The 19,521-nt window shown below is 50.0% G+C and carries 20 protein-coding genes; 9 read left to right on the top strand and 11 right to left on the bottom strand.

Annotation, left to right across the window (positions count from 1 at the left end; genetic code table 11):
* Positions 1-5 precede the first annotated feature (5 nt).
* Complete coding sequence (gene mutS, locus GO984_RS18475) at positions 6-2,624, top strand: DNA mismatch repair protein MutS (RefSeq protein WP_209279441.1); 2,619 nt, start codon at positions 6-8, stop codon at positions 2,622-2,624.
* A gap of 60 nt (positions 2,625-2,684) precedes the next feature.
* Here mutS and GO984_RS18480 read toward each other — a convergent pair whose 3' ends face one another.
* Genes GO984_RS18480 through hrcA form a run of 3 tightly spaced genes read right to left on the bottom strand, consistent with a single transcriptional unit; the run spans position 2,685 to position 5,426 of the window.
* Entirely contained in the window at positions 2,685-3,737 is a 1,053-nt protein-coding gene (locus GO984_RS18480; protein ID WP_157024077.1) for a TPM domain-containing protein, read from the bottom strand.
* A gap of 54 nt (positions 3,738-3,791) precedes the next feature.
* Positions 3,792-4,352, bottom strand: a complete 561-nt coding sequence (locus GO984_RS18485) for a nucleotide exchange factor GrpE (protein ID WP_138162720.1) — start codon at positions 4,350-4,352, stop codon at positions 3,792-3,794.
* A gap of 9 nt (positions 4,353-4,361) precedes the next feature.
* A complete protein-coding gene (hrcA, locus tag GO984_RS18490; RefSeq protein WP_138162719.1) occupies positions 4,362-5,426 on the bottom strand; it encodes a heat-inducible transcriptional repressor HrcA in 1,065 nt (354 codons plus the stop codon).
* 144 nt (positions 5,427-5,570) lie between these two features.
* On the opposite strand from hrcA, the gene rph reads away from it, so the two are divergent.
* The 4 genes from rph to GO984_RS18510 are packed head-to-tail and all read left to right on the top strand — an operon-like array spanning position 5,571 to position 8,402.
* A complete protein-coding gene (gene rph, locus GO984_RS18495) occupies positions 5,571-6,284 on the top strand; it encodes a ribonuclease PH (protein WP_157024078.1) in 714 nt (237 codons plus the stop codon).
* Entirely contained in the window at positions 6,281-6,895 is a 615-nt protein-coding gene (gene rdgB, locus GO984_RS18500; protein WP_157024079.1) for an RdgB/HAM1 family non-canonical purine NTP pyrophosphatase, read from the top strand. Before rph ends, rdgB begins: the two co-directional genes overlap by 4 nt.
* Positions 6,888-8,042 (top strand): radical SAM family heme chaperone HemW, encoded by a 1,155-nt coding sequence (gene hemW / locus GO984_RS18505; protein WP_167740421.1) that lies wholly within the window; start codon positions 6,888-6,890, stop codon positions 8,040-8,042. Before rdgB ends, hemW begins: the two co-directional genes overlap by 8 nt.
* A gap of 6 nt (positions 8,043-8,048) precedes the next feature.
* A complete protein-coding gene (locus GO984_RS18510; RefSeq protein WP_157024081.1) occupies positions 8,049-8,402 on the top strand; it encodes a YbaN family protein in 354 nt (117 codons plus the stop codon).
* On the opposite strand, the gene GO984_RS18515 is transcribed toward GO984_RS18510, so the two are convergent.
* From GO984_RS18515 to GO984_RS18545, 7 genes are all read right to left on the bottom strand, one after another.
* The gene (locus GO984_RS18515) at positions 8,392-9,285 is read right to left on the bottom strand and encodes a ParB/RepB/Spo0J family partition protein (RefSeq protein WP_157024082.1); all 894 of its coding nucleotides are present in this window, start codon (positions 9,283-9,285) and stop codon (positions 8,392-8,394) included. The two genes, GO984_RS18510 and GO984_RS18515, sit on opposite strands and share 11 nt — an antisense overlap.
* A 17-nt stretch (positions 9,286-9,302) precedes the next feature.
* Complete coding sequence (locus tag GO984_RS18520; protein WP_167740414.1) at positions 9,303-10,112, bottom strand: AAA family ATPase; 810 nt, start codon at positions 10,110-10,112, stop codon at positions 9,303-9,305.
* Positions 10,105-10,722 carry a 16S rRNA (guanine(527)-N(7))-methyltransferase RsmG gene (gene rsmG / locus GO984_RS18525; RefSeq protein ID WP_425339662.1) on the bottom strand — a complete coding sequence of 206 codons (618 nt, stop codon included), beginning with the start codon at positions 10,720-10,722 and terminating at the stop codon, positions 10,105-10,107. Before rsmG ends, GO984_RS18520 begins: the two co-directional genes overlap by 8 nt.
* A complete protein-coding gene (gene mnmG / locus GO984_RS18530) occupies positions 10,719-12,593 on the bottom strand; it encodes a tRNA uridine-5-carboxymethylaminomethyl(34) synthesis enzyme MnmG (protein ID WP_167740415.1) in 1,875 nt (624 codons plus the stop codon). Before mnmG ends, rsmG begins: the two co-directional genes overlap by 4 nt.
* A 12-nt stretch (positions 12,594-12,605) precedes the next feature.
* On the bottom strand, positions 12,606-13,892 hold the full coding sequence (gene mnmE / locus GO984_RS18535; protein ID WP_157024083.1) for a tRNA uridine-5-carboxymethylaminomethyl(34) synthesis GTPase MnmE: 1,287 nt from the start codon (positions 13,890-13,892) through the stop codon (positions 12,606-12,608).
* A 28-nt stretch (positions 13,893-13,920) separates the two neighbouring features.
* On the bottom strand, positions 13,921-15,192 hold the full coding sequence (gene rho / locus GO984_RS18540) for a transcription termination factor Rho (RefSeq protein WP_138162710.1): 1,272 nt from the start codon (positions 15,190-15,192) through the stop codon (positions 13,921-13,923).
* Positions 15,193-15,337: 145 nt separating this feature from the next.
* Complete coding sequence (locus GO984_RS18545) at positions 15,338-15,775, bottom strand: CopD family protein (RefSeq protein WP_425339663.1); 438 nt, start codon at positions 15,773-15,775, stop codon at positions 15,338-15,340.
* 417 nt (positions 15,776-16,192) lie between these two features.
* Between GO984_RS18545 and GO984_RS18550 the strand changes: the two genes are divergently transcribed.
* The 4 genes from GO984_RS18550 to dnaQ are packed head-to-tail and all read left to right on the top strand — an operon-like array spanning position 16,193 to position 18,927.
* A complete protein-coding gene (locus tag GO984_RS18550) occupies positions 16,193-16,792 on the top strand; it encodes a Maf family protein (RefSeq protein ID WP_157024085.1) in 600 nt (199 codons plus the stop codon).
* Complete coding sequence (locus GO984_RS18555) at positions 16,789-17,622, top strand: shikimate dehydrogenase (protein ID WP_157024086.1); 834 nt, start codon at positions 16,789-16,791, stop codon at positions 17,620-17,622. Before GO984_RS18550 ends, GO984_RS18555 begins: the two co-directional genes overlap by 4 nt.
* A complete protein-coding gene (gene coaE / locus GO984_RS18560) occupies positions 17,619-18,212 on the top strand; it encodes a dephospho-CoA kinase (protein ID WP_157024087.1) in 594 nt (197 codons plus the stop codon). The genes GO984_RS18555 and coaE overlap by 4 nt, the downstream gene beginning before the upstream one ends.
* Entirely contained in the window at positions 18,205-18,927 is a 723-nt protein-coding gene (dnaQ, locus tag GO984_RS18565; protein ID WP_157024088.1) for a DNA polymerase III subunit epsilon, read from the top strand. Before coaE ends, dnaQ begins: the two co-directional genes overlap by 8 nt.
* Positions 18,928-18,986: 59 nt before the next feature.
* Here the strand turns inward: dnaQ and secB are convergent, their stop codons facing one another.
* Complete coding sequence (gene secB, locus GO984_RS18570; RefSeq protein ID WP_157024089.1) at positions 18,987-19,478, bottom strand: protein-export chaperone SecB; 492 nt, start codon at positions 19,476-19,478, stop codon at positions 18,987-18,989.
* Between the last annotated feature and the right edge of the window lie 43 nt (positions 19,479-19,521).

A 19,521-nucleotide genomic window follows, 5' to 3' on the forward strand; every position in this document is an offset into this window, starting at 1 on the left:
CGCCCATGATGGCGCAATATCTCGACATCAAGGCGCAATACCCCGACGCGCTGCTGTTCTACCGTATGGGCGATTTCTACGAGATGTTCTTTGATGATGCGGTCGCAGCAGCCGAAGCACTGGACATATCGTTAACCAAACGTGGCAAGCACAATGGCAATGACATTCCAATGTGCGGAGTGCCGTTTCACGCCGCCGAAGGCTATCTGCTGACATTGATCCGCAAGGGATTTCGGGTTGCTGTGGGTGAACAGTTGGAAACCCCTGCAGAGGCCAAGAAACGTGGTGGCAAAACAGTCGTCAAACGGGATGTGGTACGCTTGGTTACACCCGGCACCCTGACCGAAGACTCCCTTCTTGAAGCTCGCCGCCACAATTTTTTAGTTTCCTATTCTGAGATGCGCGAACAAGCGGCCTTGGCATGGGCGGACATTTCAACGGGTGCATTTCATGTGAAGCCAGTGGCGCGCGTTCGATTGTCGCCAGAGCTGGCACGCCTAGGTCCATCTGAATTGATCGTCGCAGATGGACCGGCTTTTGATCATATCCGGCCCTTGGCTGAAGAGTATAAATTCCCACTGACACCACTGGGCAAAGCCAGCTTTGACAGCACAGCCGCAGAAAAACGCCTGTGCACTCAATTCAAAGTTGCGGCACTCGATGGGTTCGGCACATTTTCACGCGCCGAAATTTCAGCAATGGGCGCTTTGATCGATTACCTTGAAATCACGCAAAAGGGAAAACTTCCCTTGCTGCAGGTGCCCGAGCAGGAAGCCGAAAACCGAGTTATGCAGATTGATGCAGCGACACGGCGAAATCTGGAGCTAACCCGGTCTTTGTCCGGTGATCGCTCTGGCTCCCTGCTAGCTGTTATTGATCGCACCGTCACCCCAGGCGGTGGCCGTCTGTTGGAGCAACGTCTATCCAACCCTTCCCGCAGTCTGGACGTCATTCATTCACGCCTGACGGCGCTAGATTTTTCTTTTGACCACAGTCAACTCTCCGAACAATTACGTGATGCCCTGCGTCGAACTCCAGATCTGGACCGGGCACTGTCCCGATTGGCTTTGGAACGAGGTGGGCCACGCGACCTTGCCGCCATCCGAAACGGACTAGCGGAAGCGGAGGCCATTGCCGAATTGTGCAAGGATCTCGACCTGCCGGAGCTGACCGCACTGGCAGTCACCAGTTTGCAGGGGTTTGATGACCTGCTGGAGCTGCTGGATGCGGCTCTGGTAGCCGAGCCTCCGTTGCTGGCCCGTGACGGTAGTTTTATCGCGTCGGGCTATAACAGCGAACTGGATGAAGCACGCACCCTACGCGACGAAGGCAGAACGGTTATTGCTGCCATGCAAAAGCAATACGCTGAGCACACCGGTATCAACTCGCTGAAGATCAAGCATAACAACGTGCTTGGATACTTCATTGAAACCACCGCGACACATGCCGAGAAAATGCTGTCTGCGCCCTTATCCGAAAGCTACATTCACCGACAGACAACCGCCAATCAAGTGAGGTTCACCACGGTTGAACTAAGCGAAATCGAAACCAAAATCCTGAATGCAGGAAATCAGGCGCTTGAGATCGAAAAGCGGCTCTATTTAGACCTTTCAGCCTCTATTATGGCTGTATCTGCCAAGCTCAGCAGTGCCGCACGGGGTTTGGCTGAGCTGGACCTGATAACTGCCCTGGCAGATCTGGCCAAGGGTGAAAACTGGAACCGCCCACAAGTCGATGCCAGCCGCGCTTTTGAGATCAGTGGCGGCCGTCATCCTGTGGTAGAACAGGCGTTGCGTAGACAGGGTGGCGAGATATTCGTCGCCAACGACTGTGACCTGACTGCAAGCGATGGCGCAGCAGTTTGGTTACTCACCGGCCCCAACATGGCCGGTAAATCAACATTCCTTCGGCAAAATGCATTGATTGCGCTACTCGCACAGATTGGCAGCTACGTACCAGCTGACAGTGCACATATCGGCGTGGTCAGCCAACTGTTCAGTCGCGTTGGCGCCTCTGACGATTTGGCCCGTGGCCGATCAACATTTATGGTCGAAATGGTCGAAACAGCAGCTATTCTAAATCAGGCTGACGACCGTGCACTGGTTATCTTAGATGAAATTGGCCGTGGTACGGCCACCTACGACGGGTTGTCCATTGCCTGGGCAACCCTGGAACACCTTCACGAAACTAATAGATCCCGCGCGTTATTTGCGACCCATTATCACGAACTTACCCAACTGGCTGCAACACTGGCCGGTGTTGATAATGCAACTGTCACGGTCAAGGAATGGGAGGGCGAAGTAATTTTCCTCCACGAAGTGCGCAAAGGAGCTGCAGATCGGTCTTATGGAGTGCAGGTCGCACAGCTGGCCGGTCTTCCTGCCACTGTTGTGGCGCGTGCACGTGACGTGCTGGATATGCTGGAAAAAAGCAGCCGTAACGGTGGGGGTGGAAGCATCCAGATTGATGATCTTCCATTGTTTGCCGCAGCGCCTCCACCGCAAGCTGCTGCCCCAAAAGGCCCTTCACCTCTTGAGGAGTTACTGGCCAGTGTCCATCCAGACGACCTATCTCCACGTGAAGCGCTCGAGATGCTGTATCGTCTGAAGGACGCAGGTCAATAACATCAAAAAGTGGCTCTTCACAAAGCCACTTCTTACTCCAGATTACTTCGCTTTGAGGATCTACCAACTCCCGCTGGCACCACCGCCAGAAGACGATCCACCACCAAAAGAGCTGCTGGAAGAAGAGCTACTGGATTTCTTTGGAATTGTTTTTGTCGCCGAATATTTGTCAGCGCAATGATGACAGTGATAATCAATCCGCTTGAGGCCGGTCGAAGAGGTCGTTGCATGTATGAGGATAGTGGTGTCACCTTGTAAGGTTTTGTAACCGCAGCTTCGACAGCCTCCCATACGTGAAAACCAGCCTCGGTAGCCCTCGATGGTTACATGATTGCAGTTAGGGCAATCCCACACGTCGTAATCTTTGCTCTTCAACCTTTCTTCGGTCTGTTGACCATCGTCCAAATGTGCATCTTCCAGTTGCTCGGTTAGACGGATCATTTTGTTCCTGTCAACCGGACAGTAACGAGGGCGATTTCGGAACCACCATCGACCCGCCGATACCAGAAACAGCCCGACCCCAGAAATGGCTACCAATACCGCAATCACATTTCGTTCTGCAAACCTCTCCAGCTTCTTCCACGCGCGTCCCAGCGCATTGCTGTCACTTTCATTTGGGTAAGCCCCGGTGAGTTCGTTGATCACCTCATCCACACCCTTGAGGATACCCGCAGCATAATTGTCCTTGCGGAATTCGGGCAGTATTACATCTTGGATGATCTCAGCCATTGCAGCGTTTTTGCTGGTTCCATAACCTGAACCGACTTCGATCCGCATCTTCCGATCATAGCGTGCAACAAGTAGCATTACCCCGTCATCGCGTACTACATTCCCAACTCCCCAATGATTGAAAAGACCTGTGGCAAAGGGTTCGATCGGACCGCTATGCCCATAATCCGACATTCTATTGATGGTGACGGTGGTAAACTCGATATCATGTACAGCACGCAATGTTTGTAGCTTACTTCTAAGCCTCTGTGTTTCCTCTGTAGAAAGGATCCCAACATAGTCGTTGACGAATACTTCTTGGTAATTTGGATAAGACTGAGCGTGTGCAGAATTTCCTGCCGCCATCACCGCAACAGCCAGAATAAGTAATTTTAAGATTTTCAAAACAAAAAAGCTCCCAATATTAGGGAGCTTTCTAACAGCAATCAGGCTGTTTGTTTAGGCAGGCGTCGAAGACACGCCAACTTGGGCTGGGCGCAACAAGCGGTCATGCAACATAAATCCTTCAGCTGATACCTGAATGATATCGCCGGCGCGCGTACCTGGAAGTGGTGCTTCAAACATCGCTTCGTGCATCTGCGGGTCAAATCGGTCACCAACTTGCGGTGCAATATTTTGAATACCGTGTTTGCTGAACACGCCCAACAGTGCACGCATAGTCAGCTCAATCCCTTCGATCATCGCTGCTGAGGCTGCTTTCTGCTCATCGGTTACGCTGTCCAACGCACGCTTCATGTTGTCGTAGACAGGCAACATATCACGGGCGAGTTTAGAGCCACCATATTGTTCAGCATCGCGGCGTGCGCGGTCACCCCGTTTACGGGAGTTTTCAGCATCAGCCAGAGCGCGCATAAACCGGTCTTTCAACTGATCCCGCTCGGCCCGAAGCTCGTCCAGCTCCATCGCTTCATCATCGATCTCAGCGAATTCCTCCGCTAACTCTTCCGCTTCAGCGGTATCAATATCATCCAGAAAATCTTCGTTCTTCGGCTCTGCCATGTTTCACCTCTAACTCCGATCAGAAATCAGCTTTCCAACCAGTTGTGCCGTGTAGTCCACAATCGGCACAATCCGTCCGTAGTTCAGCCGGGTGGGGCCAATCACCCCAACCGCGCCAATGATCTTTCGATCCGAGTTCATATAGGGAGACACCACCAAAGAGGAACCCGAAAGTGAGAAAAGTTTGTTCTCGGAACCAATAAAAATGCGCACACCGTCGCCGTCTTCTGTCAGTTGCAAAAATTCGGCAATGTCTCGCTTACGTTCCAGGTCGTCAAACAGGCTTCGAATACGGTCCAGCCCCTCATCTGGCTCACCGCCTTCCAAAAGATTCGCCCGCCCGCGTACGATCAACCGCGCCGAATCCTCGCCTTCATCCTGCCAAAGTGCCAAGCCGCTTTCGATCATATCCTGTGCTAAAAGATCGATCTCCTGACGCCGGCTTGCAATTTCAGTCTGAATAACCCCACGCAGCTGGGATAGCGTTTTTCCTTCGATCAAAGCATTCAAGAAGTTTGCCGCCTCGCGCATAGAGCTGGGTGTCTGTCCGGGTGGCGGTGTGAATACGCGATTTTCAACCTGTCCATCAGAAAACACCAGAACCACCAACGCCCTGTCAGGAGCGAGCGAAACAAACTCGATATGCCGGATTTCAGCCTCGTGTTTTGGTGTAAGAACCAGGGATGCGCCTTGGGTCACCCCTGACAGTGCAGACCCAACCCGGTCAAGCATTCCGCCAACATCAGCCGAAGTGTCGCCCAACGTTGCATCTATCTTTTCTCTGTCTCCGGCGTTGAGATCTTCGACCTCTAGTAACCCATCAACAAACATCCGCAGGCCCAACTGCGTAGGCACCCGGCCGGCGCTAATATGCGGGCTGTCAAGCAGGCCCAAATGTTCCAGATCCTGCATCACGTTTCTGATCGTTGCTGCGCTGACCTTTTCGCTCAGGCTGCGTGTCAGGGTCCGGCTGCCCACAGGGCCGCCACGGTCCATGTAGTTTTCGACCACAGCGCGGAATACCTCGCGTGAGCGGTTATTCATGTCTTTTAGGATATTGCTTGCGTCGCTCATCTGGTTCCCGGCAATCTTAGACCCCATATCAATCGTAACCGGGGTTGGTACGCCATTAAATCGGCTCTGAGCAAAAGGTCAATCAGGCTTGCATCACAACGGTGCCGGCGGCTATCCCAAGGCCAACAAACAAAGGACACTCCCATGCGACCTTCCGGACGAGAACTGAACCAAATGCGCCCTGTCTCTATCGAGACTGGATTCACCAAGCACGCCGAGGGCTCTTGCCTAATCAAAATGGGTGAAACCCACGTACTGTGCACTGCTTCGATTGAGCCACGCGTGCCGTCGTTTATCAAGGGATCTGGTTTGGGTTGGGTCACAGCAGAGTATGGCATGCTGCCCCGTGCCACAAATACACGGATGCGTCGCGAAGCTGCCTCCGGCAAGCAAGGTGGCCGTACAGTTGAAATTCAGCGTTTGATCGGTCGCGCACTGCGGGCCGGTGTGGATCGCGTAGCATTGGGTGAACGTCAGATCACAGTTGATTGCGACGTGTTGCAAGCCGATGGAGGCACCCGTTGTGCCTCTATTACCGGCGGTTGGGTCGCTCTTCGCTTGGCCGTTAACAAGTTGATGAAGGCCGGCGATGTGAAGATGGATCCCTTGGTTGATCCCGTGGCAGCTATTTCATGTGGTATCTATGCTGGGCAAGTCGTGCTTGATCTAGACTATCCAGAAGATTCCGAAGCCGGCGTTGACGGGAATTTCATTATGACAGGTTCGGGTAAACTGATCGAAGTTCAGATGTCAGCCGAAGGTTCAGTATTTTCACGCGATCAGATGAACCAATTGATGGATCTCGCTGAAAAGGGAACATCCGAGTTGGCTGCAATGCAAAAGGCAGCCTGCGCATGACCCGTAAATTCGCCGGCGGCAAACTGCTGCTCGCCACTCATAACAAGGGTAAACTGGAGGAGATGACTCATCTCCTCGGCCCTTATGGTGTCACTGTGGTTAGTGCTGGTGAAATGGATCTGCCAGAACCCGATGAAACCGAAGACACATTTGTCGGCAACGCCCGCATCAAGGCGCATGCTGCCGCCAAGGCCACAGGATTGCCGGCATTGTCGGATGACTCCGGCATTACAATTGATGCATTGGACGGCGCACCTGGTGTCTACACTGCTGACTGGGCAGAAACTGGAAATGGCCGTGATTTCATGATGGCCATGACACGGGCAAACACTGAACTTGATGCCATCAACGCCCCTGCCCCACGTAGAGCACAGTTTCGCTGTACTTTGGTTTTGGCTTGGCCCGATGGCCACGATGAAGTGTTTGAGGGCGTGATGCCCGGTCAACTCGTCTGGCCAATTCGCGGAGAAAATGGATTTGGCTACGACCCAATGTTCCAACCTGAGGGTTTGGACATAACCTGCGCACAGATGTTGCCGGTAGAGAAACACAAGATAAGTCACCGTGGTCAGGCAGTTTCTCAATTTGTCCAGGCTTGTTTCGGTGGATGATTGGCGCAATGGGGGCTTTGGTCTGTATGTCCATTGGCCATTTTGCCAGGCCAAGTGCCCCTACTGCGATTTTAACAGCCATGTAACATCAAAAATTGATCAAAAAGAATGGGTTAAGGCTTATTTGAGTGAGCTAAAGAGACACTCTGAATTGGTGCCAAACCGAGTACTAAACGCGATATTTTTTGGTGGCGGAACTCCCTCGCTTATGTTGCCGGAAACAGTCGCAGCAGTGATAGAAGAAGCCCGCCAAATTTGGCCTTTTGCCAACGACATTGAAATCACGCTGGAGGCTAATCCCGGATCGGTTGAAGCCGGCCGGTTTGCTGGGTATCGCGATGTCGGCGTCAATCGTATTTCAATGGGCATTCAGGCACTGAACGACGAAGACCTTCGACGTCTTGGCCGAATTCACACCGTGGCAGAGGCCCAAGCCGCCTTTGACGTAGCCCGCAACTGTTTTGACCGTGTTAGCTTCGACCTCATCTATGCGCGACAAGGACAAACGTTAGCTGATTGGCAAGATGAACTAAATCGGGCCTTATCAATGGCAATCGATCACTTGTCATTATATCAGCTAACCATCGAAGAGGGCACCGCCTTTGGTGACCGCTATGCACGCGGAAAGCTCCGTAACCTACCTACTGATGACACAGCCGCCGATATGTATCAGGCAACGCAGGATATCTGTGAAAATCATGGGATGCCAGCGTACGAAGTTTCCAACCACGCCCGTATTGGTGCTGAATCCCGTCACAACCTTATCTATTGGCGTTATGGCGACTATGTCGGCATTGGCCCCGGTGCGCATGGCCGTCTATCCCTGAACGGTGGACGTTTCGCCACCGAAAGTATTCGGGCTCCGGGTGCTTGGTTAAAAGCCGTCTCTAAAGGATCAGGAGATTGCGTCAACAGTCGCTTGACTGCCGAAGAATTTAGCGCAGAACATCTGATGATGGGAATGCGGCTTGTGGAGGGAATTGATATGGCGCGCTTTCAGCAGTTAGCTGGCCACCCCCTACCCCAAGATAAAATATGCGACTTGATACAGTTGGGCATGGTATCGAGATCTGGATCTATCTTGCAGGCCACAGATCAGGGTCGTGCTGTTCTAAATGCAGTGTTACGTGAACTATTAGCGGATTAGCTTCGAATGAGATTTTTGTATGCAGGTTTAGGGCTACTCTGTGTGGCATTTGCGGTTATCGGCGTTGTTCTACCATTACTCCCCACAGTTCCATTCTTACTGCTGGCCGCCTTCTTCTTTGCCAATTCCTCCGAAAGGCTCCACAACTGGATTCTAGCCCATAACCTATTTGGGCCGATGATACAGGATTGGAATGATAACCGCGCCATTCGTCCAGGCGCGAAAAAGGCAGCAACCGTATCGATTGCCGCCGTATTTTCGTTGTCTCTTATTCTTGGCGCCCCAGGTCACATTTTGGTTATTCAATCTCTGGTCCTTAGCTGCGTCCTTATTTTCATATGGACACGCTCTAACGGCTAAGCACACCGCACAACTCATCCAATTGGTCTAGGGTATCATAAGAAATCGTCACAGAACCGGATTCACCTCCTGTTCTGTGGTCAATTGATATCGACATACGCAATATTGCTGACAGGTCATTCTCCAAAGCCCGAGTGTCAGCATCTTTTTCAACCAGAGTTTTGGGTACACGCGGAGCTCGTGGCTGATCTCCCGCCGCGTCCTTCTTTACGAGCACTTCAGTAGCCCGAACGGATAGACCACCTTTAACAATTTTCTTGGCTAGTTCCGACGCATTATCGGATGTGATCAGGGCGCGCGCGTGGCCAGCAGATAGTTTTCGCTCCTGAACAAGAACTTGGACGTCGTCAGGAAGATGCAACAAACGTACCAGATTAGCGATGTGGCTGCGGCTCTTACCCAGTGCCTCAGCCATTTTTTCCTGTGTATGGCCAAATTTTTCCATAAGAAGCTTATAGCTCTGCGCTTCTTCCAACGCATTTAGATCTGCTCTCTGGATGTTCTCAATCAGCGCAACTTCCATAACTTCAACGTCAGAGTAATCACGCACAAGAACTGGAACTTCATGCAGCTGAGCTGCTTGAGAAGCACGCCAACGTCGCTCACCAGCAACAATTTCAAATAGCCCGCCGTCTCTGGGTCGTACGATTAACGGCTGAAGAACACCCTTTTCCTTAATTGAAGCAGTCAGGTCATCCAAATCAACCTGCACAAACTGGCGTCGTGGTTGGTCTGGATTTGCGATAACCTTTTCAATTGGAACCATAACTTCAGCGTTACGAGGTGTCTTTCCACCCGTTCCTACAGGTTCAGCACTGACATCTGCCATTAGGGCAGATAACCCACGTCCCAGGCCGCGAGGTTTAGTCTTTTTGTTCGCCATATTCTATTCTCCCCTGGTTACGCTGCAAGTCGTTGGTGTTTGTTGACCAATTCGTTTGCCAAGGCGCGGTAAGCAATCGCCCCCTGAGAATTGGGATCGTATTGGATTACTGGTAATGCATAGGACGGCGCTTCGCTGACCCGCACATTACGCGGAATTTTGGTTTCAAACACCAAGTCACCCAGATTATCGCGTGCATCCTGTTCCACTTGTTGCGAAAGATTGTTTCGCTTGTCATACATGGTCAAAACGATGCCCTCTATTCTCAGATCAGCATTTGCAGTTTGTCGCACCTCTCGGATCGTCATCATCAACTGGGATACTCCTTCTAAAGCAAAAAATTCACTTTGGAGTGGGATCAGCACCGAGTGAGAGGCAATCATTGCATTCACCGTCAACAGATTGAGAGAGGGTGGACAGTCGATTAGCACATAATCCCAGTCATATTCATCCATCTCCGTCTGTCGGAGCGCATCGTGCAAAAGAAAACTACGTCGTTCGTTGGCAATCAATTCTATATCAGCTGAGCTTAGATCAACCGTTGCAGGGACGATGCCCAAATCCTCAATTTCTGTAGCGCGGATGACGTCCTGCAAGGCGGTTTCACCAATCAGTAAGTCATAAGTCGTAAATACACGGTCCGACGCTTCGATGCCCAGTCCCGTTGACGCATTTCCCTGAGGATCAAGATCAACAACCAAAACTCGTAGACCCGTTTCAACCAGCGCTGATGCCAAATTGATTGTGGTGGTTGTTTTACCAACCCCCCCTTTTTGGTTAGCAACAGCAATAATTCGAGGTCCACTTGGGCGAGACAAATCAGACACGGGCCACTCCCTGTAGTTTTAAGATGACAGCATCAGGTTCAGTCAAACTTGAAATTGGTTCAGCTTCAAAATGCCAACTCTGACATGCATCTTCCACTTCTTTTTTCCATGTCACGCCTTTCGGAAGCAAGACCGTACCATTTGTGCCAAGATGCCGATGTACATAACCTAACAAAACATTAAGATCCGCCAACGCTCGTGCCGACACAATATTTGCATTTTGCGGTTCTACTTTTTCAATCCGATCGCTGATTACTTGTACCCTAACACCGCATTCCCGTGCCGCTGTTCTTAAGAAAGCTGATTTTCTCTGATCGCTTTCGATCAAAGTAACAGCCAACTCTGGGGCCTCATCTGCAGCAAGTAGGGCAACAATGAGCCCTGGAAATCCACCCCCACTACCAATGTCGACCCAAGTCTTTGCAGAGGGTGCGCTCCGGTAAACTTGAATTGAATCTATTATGTGTCGTGTCCAGAGGAATTTTAGACTGTTCTTCGATACCAAGTTGATCTTAGGGTTCCATTTTCGAATAACTTCCGAAAACACTTCTAGTCGTTTCATTGTTTCACGTGAAACATTCAACTGGTCCAACAGCTCACGTTCCATCATGCTTCTCGCGTTTTATGGTTGGTATCTCTTCGCAAACGTGCCAACAGCAAAGCCAAAGCCGCAGGAGTCATACCGTCAATCCGCGCTGCTTGAGCTAAATCGTGTGGTCGAGTATCGAAAAGTTTGGACTGAAGTTCATTGGAAAGGCCCGAAATGCTGGCAAAATCCAGGTCAGCTGGGATCAAATGCCCTTCATCACGCTTCATCGCCTCGATCTCTCGATTTTGCCGCTCGATATAGGTGGCATATAGGGCATCTCTCTCTACCTGACGCCTGATTTCGACCGTCGTTTGCTCGAGAACTGGAACCAGAGTAAGTAGATCTTCGAAGCCAACATCAGGAAATGCCAAGACATCCATTCCGGTGCGACGATTTCCATCTTGGCTAACTTGGATACCAGCTGATAGAAGTTGCTTTGGCGTATACTTGGAATTCTCCAACACAGTCTTCGTGGATTCCATCTGCTCCATTTTTGAAAGAAATATCTTCTGACGTGCCTGACTACAACACCCAATCGAGATCGAGATCGGAGTTAGACGTTGATCTGCATTGTCAGCGCGAAGGGACAGTCTAAATTCCGCCCTGGAAGTAAACATTCGGTAGGGTTCGGTTACTCCGTTGGTAGTAAGATCATCGATCATCACACCAATGTAGCTATTCGAGCGACTAAAAATCACTGGTTCCTTGTCAAGACAGCTAGCGGCAGCATTTAGACCTGCGACCATCCCTTGCGCAGCAGCCTCCTCATAGCCAGTCGTGCCATTAATTTGCCCAGCTAAATACAGCCCCTCAACCCCCCTAAGTGACAAATCTAGCGATAACGACCTAGGATCAACATAGTCGTACTCAATTGCATATCCTGGTTGGAGAATCACAGCATTTTCGAGCCCGAATATGGAATGTACGTAGTCTGCTTGTACATCCTCCGGCAGACTGGTGGATATCCCATTTGGGTAGATAGTATGATCCTTGGCGCCCTCAGGTTCCAGGAAAATTTGATGAGACGATTTGTCGGAAAATCGAACCACTTTATCCTCAATTGATGGGCAGTACCGTGGGCCCACCCCATCAATTTGGCCCCCATACATCGCCGATCGAAATAGATTTTTTTGGATGATATCATGGGTTCGTTCGTTGGTGTGGGTAATGCCACAGGATACTTGTGGGGCAGATGTCCGACTATTCAAAAACGAAAATAGGGTCGGATCATCATCGCCTGGCTGCAATTCTAACCCTGACCAGTCTATTGTTCTGCCATCCAAACGAGGAGGTGTTCCAGTTTTCAATCTACCAAAAGGTACCTCGAATTCATCCATTCGTTCCGCCAGTTTGACAGAAGGTCTATCGCCCATGCGTCCGCCGGGCCGTGATATATCCCCAATGTGGATCACACCGCGCAAGAAGGTTCCCGAAGTCAAAATTACTTTACGTCCTTGGACCTCAGCTCCGTCAGACAACACAACGCCACTGATGCAATTGTTGTTCATCAAGAAGTCTACTGCTTCGCCTTCCACGATTTGAAGATTTTCCTGGGCTTCTGTCAGTTTGAGCATTTCAGTGCGATAGATGGATCGATCGGCTTGCGCCCTAGGACCTTGTACTGCTGGACCCTTGCGCCGATTGAGAAGCCGAAACTGGATACCAGCTTTATCAGCTACTCGTCCCATAACTCCATCGAGCGCATCAATTTCGCGCACCAAATGACCTTTTCCGAGGCCACCTATAGCTGGGTTGCAGGACATGACTCCGATGTCACGGCGGTGTAGGGTTAGTAACGCTGTTTTGACACCCATGCGCGCTGCAGCATGGGCTGCTTCTGTTCCCGCATGGCCACCGCCAACAACAATTACATCAAACATCGAATGTTTCACGTGAAACACTCCTCATTTTCCAAGGCAAAAACTTGAGAAGATTTCATCTAACAGATCTTCAACACCAACTCGACCCACTAACATCTCAAGCGATCGAATGGCCGAACGCATTTCTTCAGTAGCAATATCATAGAACTCTGGGCCTTGCAGGAGAATAGTTTGAGCGCTTTTAAGACGATTGTTGGCCGAAATTAGCGTTTCTCTATGCCGAGCATGGGACGCGACTCCAGCACCCGCAGACCGATCCCGAAGTACACCGGTGATGTGAGATATAAGATAGTCGACCCCCTGCCCTGTTTTTCCAGACACAGAAATCTCGTCATCTTCTCGTACGTCTGCCTTTGGTAATAAACGAATATCACCATCTCGCATATCAATTGTCAGGTTTTCATCGTTTTCTACCAGAAATACACGCAGGTCAGCACATTCTGCCCGTTTCCGAGCTAACGAAATCCCGATATTTTCGACGTGGTCATCGGTGTCACGCAGGCCTGCGGTATCAAGAAGAGTTACTGGTAAACCAGCTAGATCCATACGGACTTCGATTACATCGCGTGTTGTTCCCGCATATTCAGATGTAATCGCCGCTTCACGACCAGCCAGCATGTTAAGCAACGTTGATTTTCCAACATTTGGGGCCCCAACAATGGCAACCTCGAATCCATGCCGGATCCTTTCGGCAATACCAACGCCCTCTGCTTCTCTCTGCAAATCCGTTTGAATTCCCGATAAAAGGCTAGAAACTTCTGGTGTGACGTCTACCGGAACATCTTCATCCGCAAAGTCTATTGTAACTTCAATTAGTGAGGCAGCTCGAATTAGATCTCGTCGCCAACGTTCTGCAAGAACTCCTAGCCCACCACTAAGCAGCGCCTGAGCCTGTTTCCGTTGAGCTTCAGTTTCAGCATCAATCAGATCAGCCAAACCTTCTACTTGTGCAAGGTCTAGCTTACCATTTTCCAGCGCGCGTCTTGTAAATTCACCTGGCTCTGCAATTCGTAACCCATCGATCTCAGACAACGATTGCAATACAGCAGAAACAACAGCTATGCTTCCATGTACTTGAAATTCAACGGTATTTTCTCCAGTGAAACTATGTGGACCGGAAAATAAAAGTACCAAAGCCTCATCAAGTGGATTGCCCAATTGGTCTTTAAGAATACGTAACGTTGTTCCCTGCTTTGGCAGAGAGCTTCCAGACAGTTGCAATGCCGCCTGGTGTGCTTGTGGTCCTGATACGCGAATAACCGCGACCCCAGCCTTGCCCTGCGCAGAGGCCAACGCAAAGATTGTATCCATGGGTCGGACTCTCCTACTGCCAGCCTAGTCAGGTGTTCATTGAGTCGAAGAAGTCGCCGTTTGTTTTAGTCTGCTTCAGTTTCGACAATAGGAACTCGATTGCATCAGTAGGTCCCATTGGATTTAGAATTCGACGCAGAACAAACGTCTTAGTCAAATCTACTTTGTCGACTAACAGCTCTTCTTTACGAGTACCGGATTTGAGGATGTCGATGGCTGGATACACACGTTTGTCAGCAATTTTACGATCCAGAACAATTTCGGAGTTACCAGTACCCTTGAATTCTTCAAAGATCACTTCATCCATACGGGAACCAGTGTCGATCAGGGCGGTAGCGATAATAGTCAGCGAACCACCTTCTTCGATGTTTCTAGCGGCACCAAAGAAGCGCTTAGGGCGTTGTAGCGCATTAGCGTCAACACCACCTGTAAGGACTTTACCGGAAGATGGAACAACGGTGTTAAATGCGCGGCCAAGACGGGTGATTGAGTCGAGAAGGATAATGACATCCCGTTTATGTTCGACCAGGCGTTTGGCCTTTTCAATGACCATTTCTGCCACGGCAACGTGACGGGTGGCGGGTTCATCAAAAGTAGATGATACGACTTCACCCTTCACCGAGCGCTGCATGTCTGTAACTTCTTCTGGGCGTTCGTCGATCAACAAAACGATCAAGTAACACTCAGGGTGGTTTTTCTCGATCGAGTGCGCAATATTCTTTAGAATCACGGTCTTACCGGTTCTAGGAGGCGCGACAATTAGGGATCTCTGACCTTTACCAATCGGTGCAACCAAGTCGATAACTCGGGCTGACCTATCCTTACCAACGGGCTCTTCAACTTCCATTTTCAAACGCTCATCCGGATACAGTGGAGTAAGGTTGTCGAATGCGATTTTATGACGAGCCTTTTCCGGCACTTCAAAGTTGATCAAGGTAACTTCTGTTAGAGCAAAGTAGCGTTCGGTATCTTGTGGTGCCTTCATTACGCCGTCGATGCTATCGCCGGTGCGTAGAGAATGCTTACGAATCATTTCGGGCGAAACATAGATATCATCTGGACCCGGCAAATAGTTGGCTTCAGGCGAACGCAGAAAGCCAAACCCATCTTGCAGTAATTCTAAAACGCCATCGCCAGAGATTTCCCAACCTTCGTCTGCGCGTTCACGCAGAATTTGGAACATCATCTCGCCTTTGCGCATGGTCGAGGCGTTTTCGATCTCAAGCTCTTCGGCCATTGCCAACAATGATTTAGGGCTTTTTGCCTTTAAGTTAGCAAGACTTAGAGTTTCGACGGTCATATTGATACAGCCCTTTTGCATCCAAATCTGGATGCGGTGTCACTGAAGAATGGAAAATACGATGACCCGGACGGGTCCGCTTATTGGGTTACATATGGGTTAGGGCAGGGAGAGTCAATTATTGCCTCAGAACTTAAATATTGCCTCAGAACTTAAAAACCACCGAAACAATGATCACGACCATCAAAAGGGTCGGAACCTCATTCATGAGGCGATATTGGCGCCCTGAGAGGGTATTCTGATCCCTGGAGAAGGCTTTGTGACGGATTAGTAGCCAATGATGAAATACGGTCATTGCAATCACAGACGCCCCCTTGGTCCATGGCCAGACATAAGACCAGTCTACAATGCCTGGTGTCAGCACCATAAACAATCCAGCTACCCAGGTTACAATCATTGCTGGACGCATAATTAGGCGAAGTAGCTTGTCTTCCATAGTTAGGAAGATTGGTATGATCTCCCGAACCTTCTCTGCTTGCTCCACGTGATAGACATACAGTCGTGGCAAGTAGAATAATCCCGCCATCCAGCTAAGCACTGCCATGATGTGCAATGCCTTTGCGTATGGGTAAAGCGTGAACATTAGGTCCATCAGGTTTTCCTCAGGTTAGCTTAGTCTCTCTAATAAATAGAATATTTATAAGAAAGGATGATGTTTTTGTAGGGCATCATGATTCTGGTGGATAAGTGAGTCATTCATGTGCTTATCCACACTATGGATAATTTTCGATCTTAGTGGTGCACTGCTGTGAGGGAAATGACGAAGCCCATATTTTTAAGATCATTAAGACTTTGTTTACCAAAGTTACTAAGTGGATAACATCGGGATAAATGTAGGATGGTGGTGATATCCCGTTTTTCAAAGTTATCCTTATCCTGAGAGTACGAATCGTCGAGTATCTTGGCGAAATGTTGGGATTACCCCCAGTGCTTGCTTTGCAGCTAGATTCCATACAAACCATCCCAAAAGGATCAGAAACTTTTCCATGGGGTTTTCCACATGCCTGCCCACATTGTTTTAGCATCAGGATCGATCATTCGGGCTCAATTATTGCGCCAGGCTGGCATTGATTTCGAAGTTGCGCACCCGCGTGTTGATGAGACCGCAGTCAAATCCGCATTGCTGGGCGAGGGGGCTTCACCGCGAGATATCGCAGATACCCTTGCTGAACAAAAGGCTAGGAAAATAAGCAATAAACATCCCGGTTCTCTGGTTTTGGGTTGTGATCAGGTCTTGGACTTTCAAGGCCAGTTGTTGTCAAAACCACAAAATACTGAACAGGCAGTCGAACAATTGTCTGCGATGCGCGGTAAGCGGCATATGTTATTGTCGGCGGCCGTTATCTGTCGTGACGGTGAGCCAATCTGGCGACATATTGGGCAGGTTCGTCTGCGTATGCGGGACAGTTCAGACGCCTATTTGAGTAGCTATGTCAGTCGAAACTGGGACAGTATTAAACACTCCGTCGGTGGATATAAGTTAGAAGAAGAGGGTGTGCGTTTGTTCTCAGATATTGACGGCGACTACTTTAACGTTTTGGGATTGCCCCTATTGGAACTTATTAACTATTTGGCACTGCAGGGGACAATCGAACAATGAGTGAAGAAAAAATTCCGTTGGCAGCAGTGATTGGCTGTCCGGTAGCCCATTCGAAATCACCTAAGTTGCAGCGTCATTGGTTGAATACATACGGAATTTCAGGGCATTATGTCCCGATGCATGTGGAGACGGTTGATCTGGCTGAGGTGATCCGGTCGTTGCCTAAAATGGGTTTCGTTGGAGCAAATGTGACCATCCCACATAAAGAGGCGGTGATGACCATTGCCGATCAGGTTACCGACCGTGCCTCACTAATTGGTGCGGCCAATACACTGATCTTTAGAAAAGACGGTACAATTTTAGCTGACAACACAGACGGCTATGGATTTATCACCAATCTACATCAATCTGCGCCTGATTGGGTTCCTAAATCAGGCGCAGCTGTGGTGCTTGGGGCAGGGGGCGCTTGTCGCGCCGTGGTTGCTTCGTTGCTCGAGGCGGGGGTACCGGAGGTGATGTTGTCCAATCGCACACGATCCCGCGCTGATCAGTTGAGAAAAGAATTTGGAGCCCGCATTCGTGTGGTGGAGTGGGTGCAGGCAGGGAATGTGATCGAAGAGGCCACGCTATTGGTCAACACCACATCTCTAGGCATGGTAGGGAAACCGCGGTTACGGGTTCCATTGGACGGGTTACGACCAGAAACAGTGGTGACCGACCTTATTTATGCGCCTTTGAAAACAGAGTTGTTGAAATATGCCGACGAAATTGGTTGCACCACTGTGGATGGCCTAGGGATGCTCTTGCATCAGGCAGTGCCCGGATTTGAGCGATGGTTTGGTCGACGTCCAGAAGTGGATGGCGACACTCGTGCTGCGGTATTGAAATGACATTTAGTCTTGGGCTTACCGGTTCGATTGGGATGGGCAAAAGCACCACCGCAGCACTATTTTTGGAGGCAGGCTGTGCTGTTTGGGATGCGGACGCAGCTGTTCACCGGTTGTATGACAAGGGTGGGGCTGCTGTTGCAGCGATACAGTCAGTCTATCCTGGTGCGGTTCTAGATGGTCAGGTGAGCCGGGAGGCCTTGAAACAAATCATTGGTAAGGACCCTAAGGCCTTATCTATGATTGAGGCCATTGTTCATCCACTGGTGTCGCAAGACCGCTCCAAATTCCGCTCCGAGGCGAAAAACGACATATTGGTCTTTGATATCCCGCTATTGTTTGAAACTGGTAGCGACAGCGAAATGGATGCAGTTGCCTGTGTTATGATCGATGCAGAAACCCAGAAAGACCGGGTGTTGGCACGTGAAACTATGACTGTGGAGCAATTCTCTCAAATCTTGGGTAAGCAGTTGCCCATTGAAGAAAAATCGGCACGTTCTGACTATGTGATAGTCACTGATACCGTTGACCATGCACGGGCACAGGTGGATGTGATCCTTGCAGATATCAAAGGGAAGATGGCAAATGCGTGAAATCGTTTTGGACACCGAAACCACTGGTTTTGACCCGGAAAGTGGTGACCGAATTGTCGAAATTGGTGCGATTGAGCTGTTTAATCACATGCCAACCGGCAAAACTTTTCACGAATATATCAACCCTGAAAGATCAATGCCTGAAGGAGCATTTGGGGTGCATGGAATTGGGCCAGATCTGCTCGAGCCACCTCAGGAGCCAAAGCCGGGTGCTGTGACGCTGAAAGACAAACAGGTATTTGCGCGCGTTGGGCAAAAATTTCTGAATTTTGTTGGGGATTCCGTAATGGTCATTCACAACGCGTCGTTTGATATGAAGTTTTTGAATGCTGAATTGCGTTGGATGGGGTTGCCACAACTTCCGATGAGCCAGGCAATCGATACTTTGGCGATGGCAAGAAAGAAATTTCCGGGTTCTCCTGCTACTTTGGATGCCCTGTGCCGTCGGTTCTACATCGATAATTCGTCACGTACCCTTCATGGGGCTTTGCTCGATTCGGAAATACTGGCCGAAGTATATCTGGAACTGATCGGTGGGAGGCAACCAGACTTTGGCTTGGCAACCGTAGCCACCTCGGGCTCGGGTAATGCTACTGATGACTGGCGACCAGCCCCGCGTTCCAATCCATTACCCAACCGGTTGACTGATGATGAACAGGCGGCCCACGACGCGTTTGTCAAAAAAATGGGTGATGATGCGTTGTGGAATAGCTAGCCCAAAAAAACGCCGCTGTTTGATCAGCGGCGTTTTGTAGCTTTGTAGCGAATGTAAAATTACTGGGTCGGTTGCGAAGCTGGGGCTTCGGCCTGCCGACGGGCCAGTTCGTTGCGATAGATCGCAACAAAATCAATGTTATCCAGGTTAAGTGGTGGGAAACCACCATCGCGAGTTACATCAGATACGATACGACGCAGGAACGGGAACAACATCCGTGGGCATTCGATCAGTAGGAACGGGTGAAGTTGATCTTCTGGCACACCTGCGATGTTGAAAATACCCACATATTCCAGCTCAAAAACAAACAGTACATCGCCGGTTTCTTTGACTTTGGACTCGATAATCAGCTTGGTCAGAACTTCGTACTGATTTTCAGTGGAACGTTTCTTGGCATCAAGGTTCACCTGAACGCTGACATCGGGCTGCGCGTCGCTGCCTGTGCCTTTTTGCGCCATCACGTTTTCGAACGACATGTCGCGGATAAACTGGCCCAGAACATTCATCTGGATTTGCGGTTGTCCGCCTTCGGTCGCGCCGTTTTCGGCCATGGAACTACTCCTGAAATAAAATTTGTGCCGTGCATATCAGCTT

Source organism: Parasedimentitalea huanghaiensis, from assembly GCF_009753675.1.
GTDB classification, from domain to species: domain Bacteria; phylum Pseudomonadota; class Alphaproteobacteria; order Rhodobacterales; family Rhodobacteraceae; genus Parasedimentitalea; species Parasedimentitalea huanghaiensis.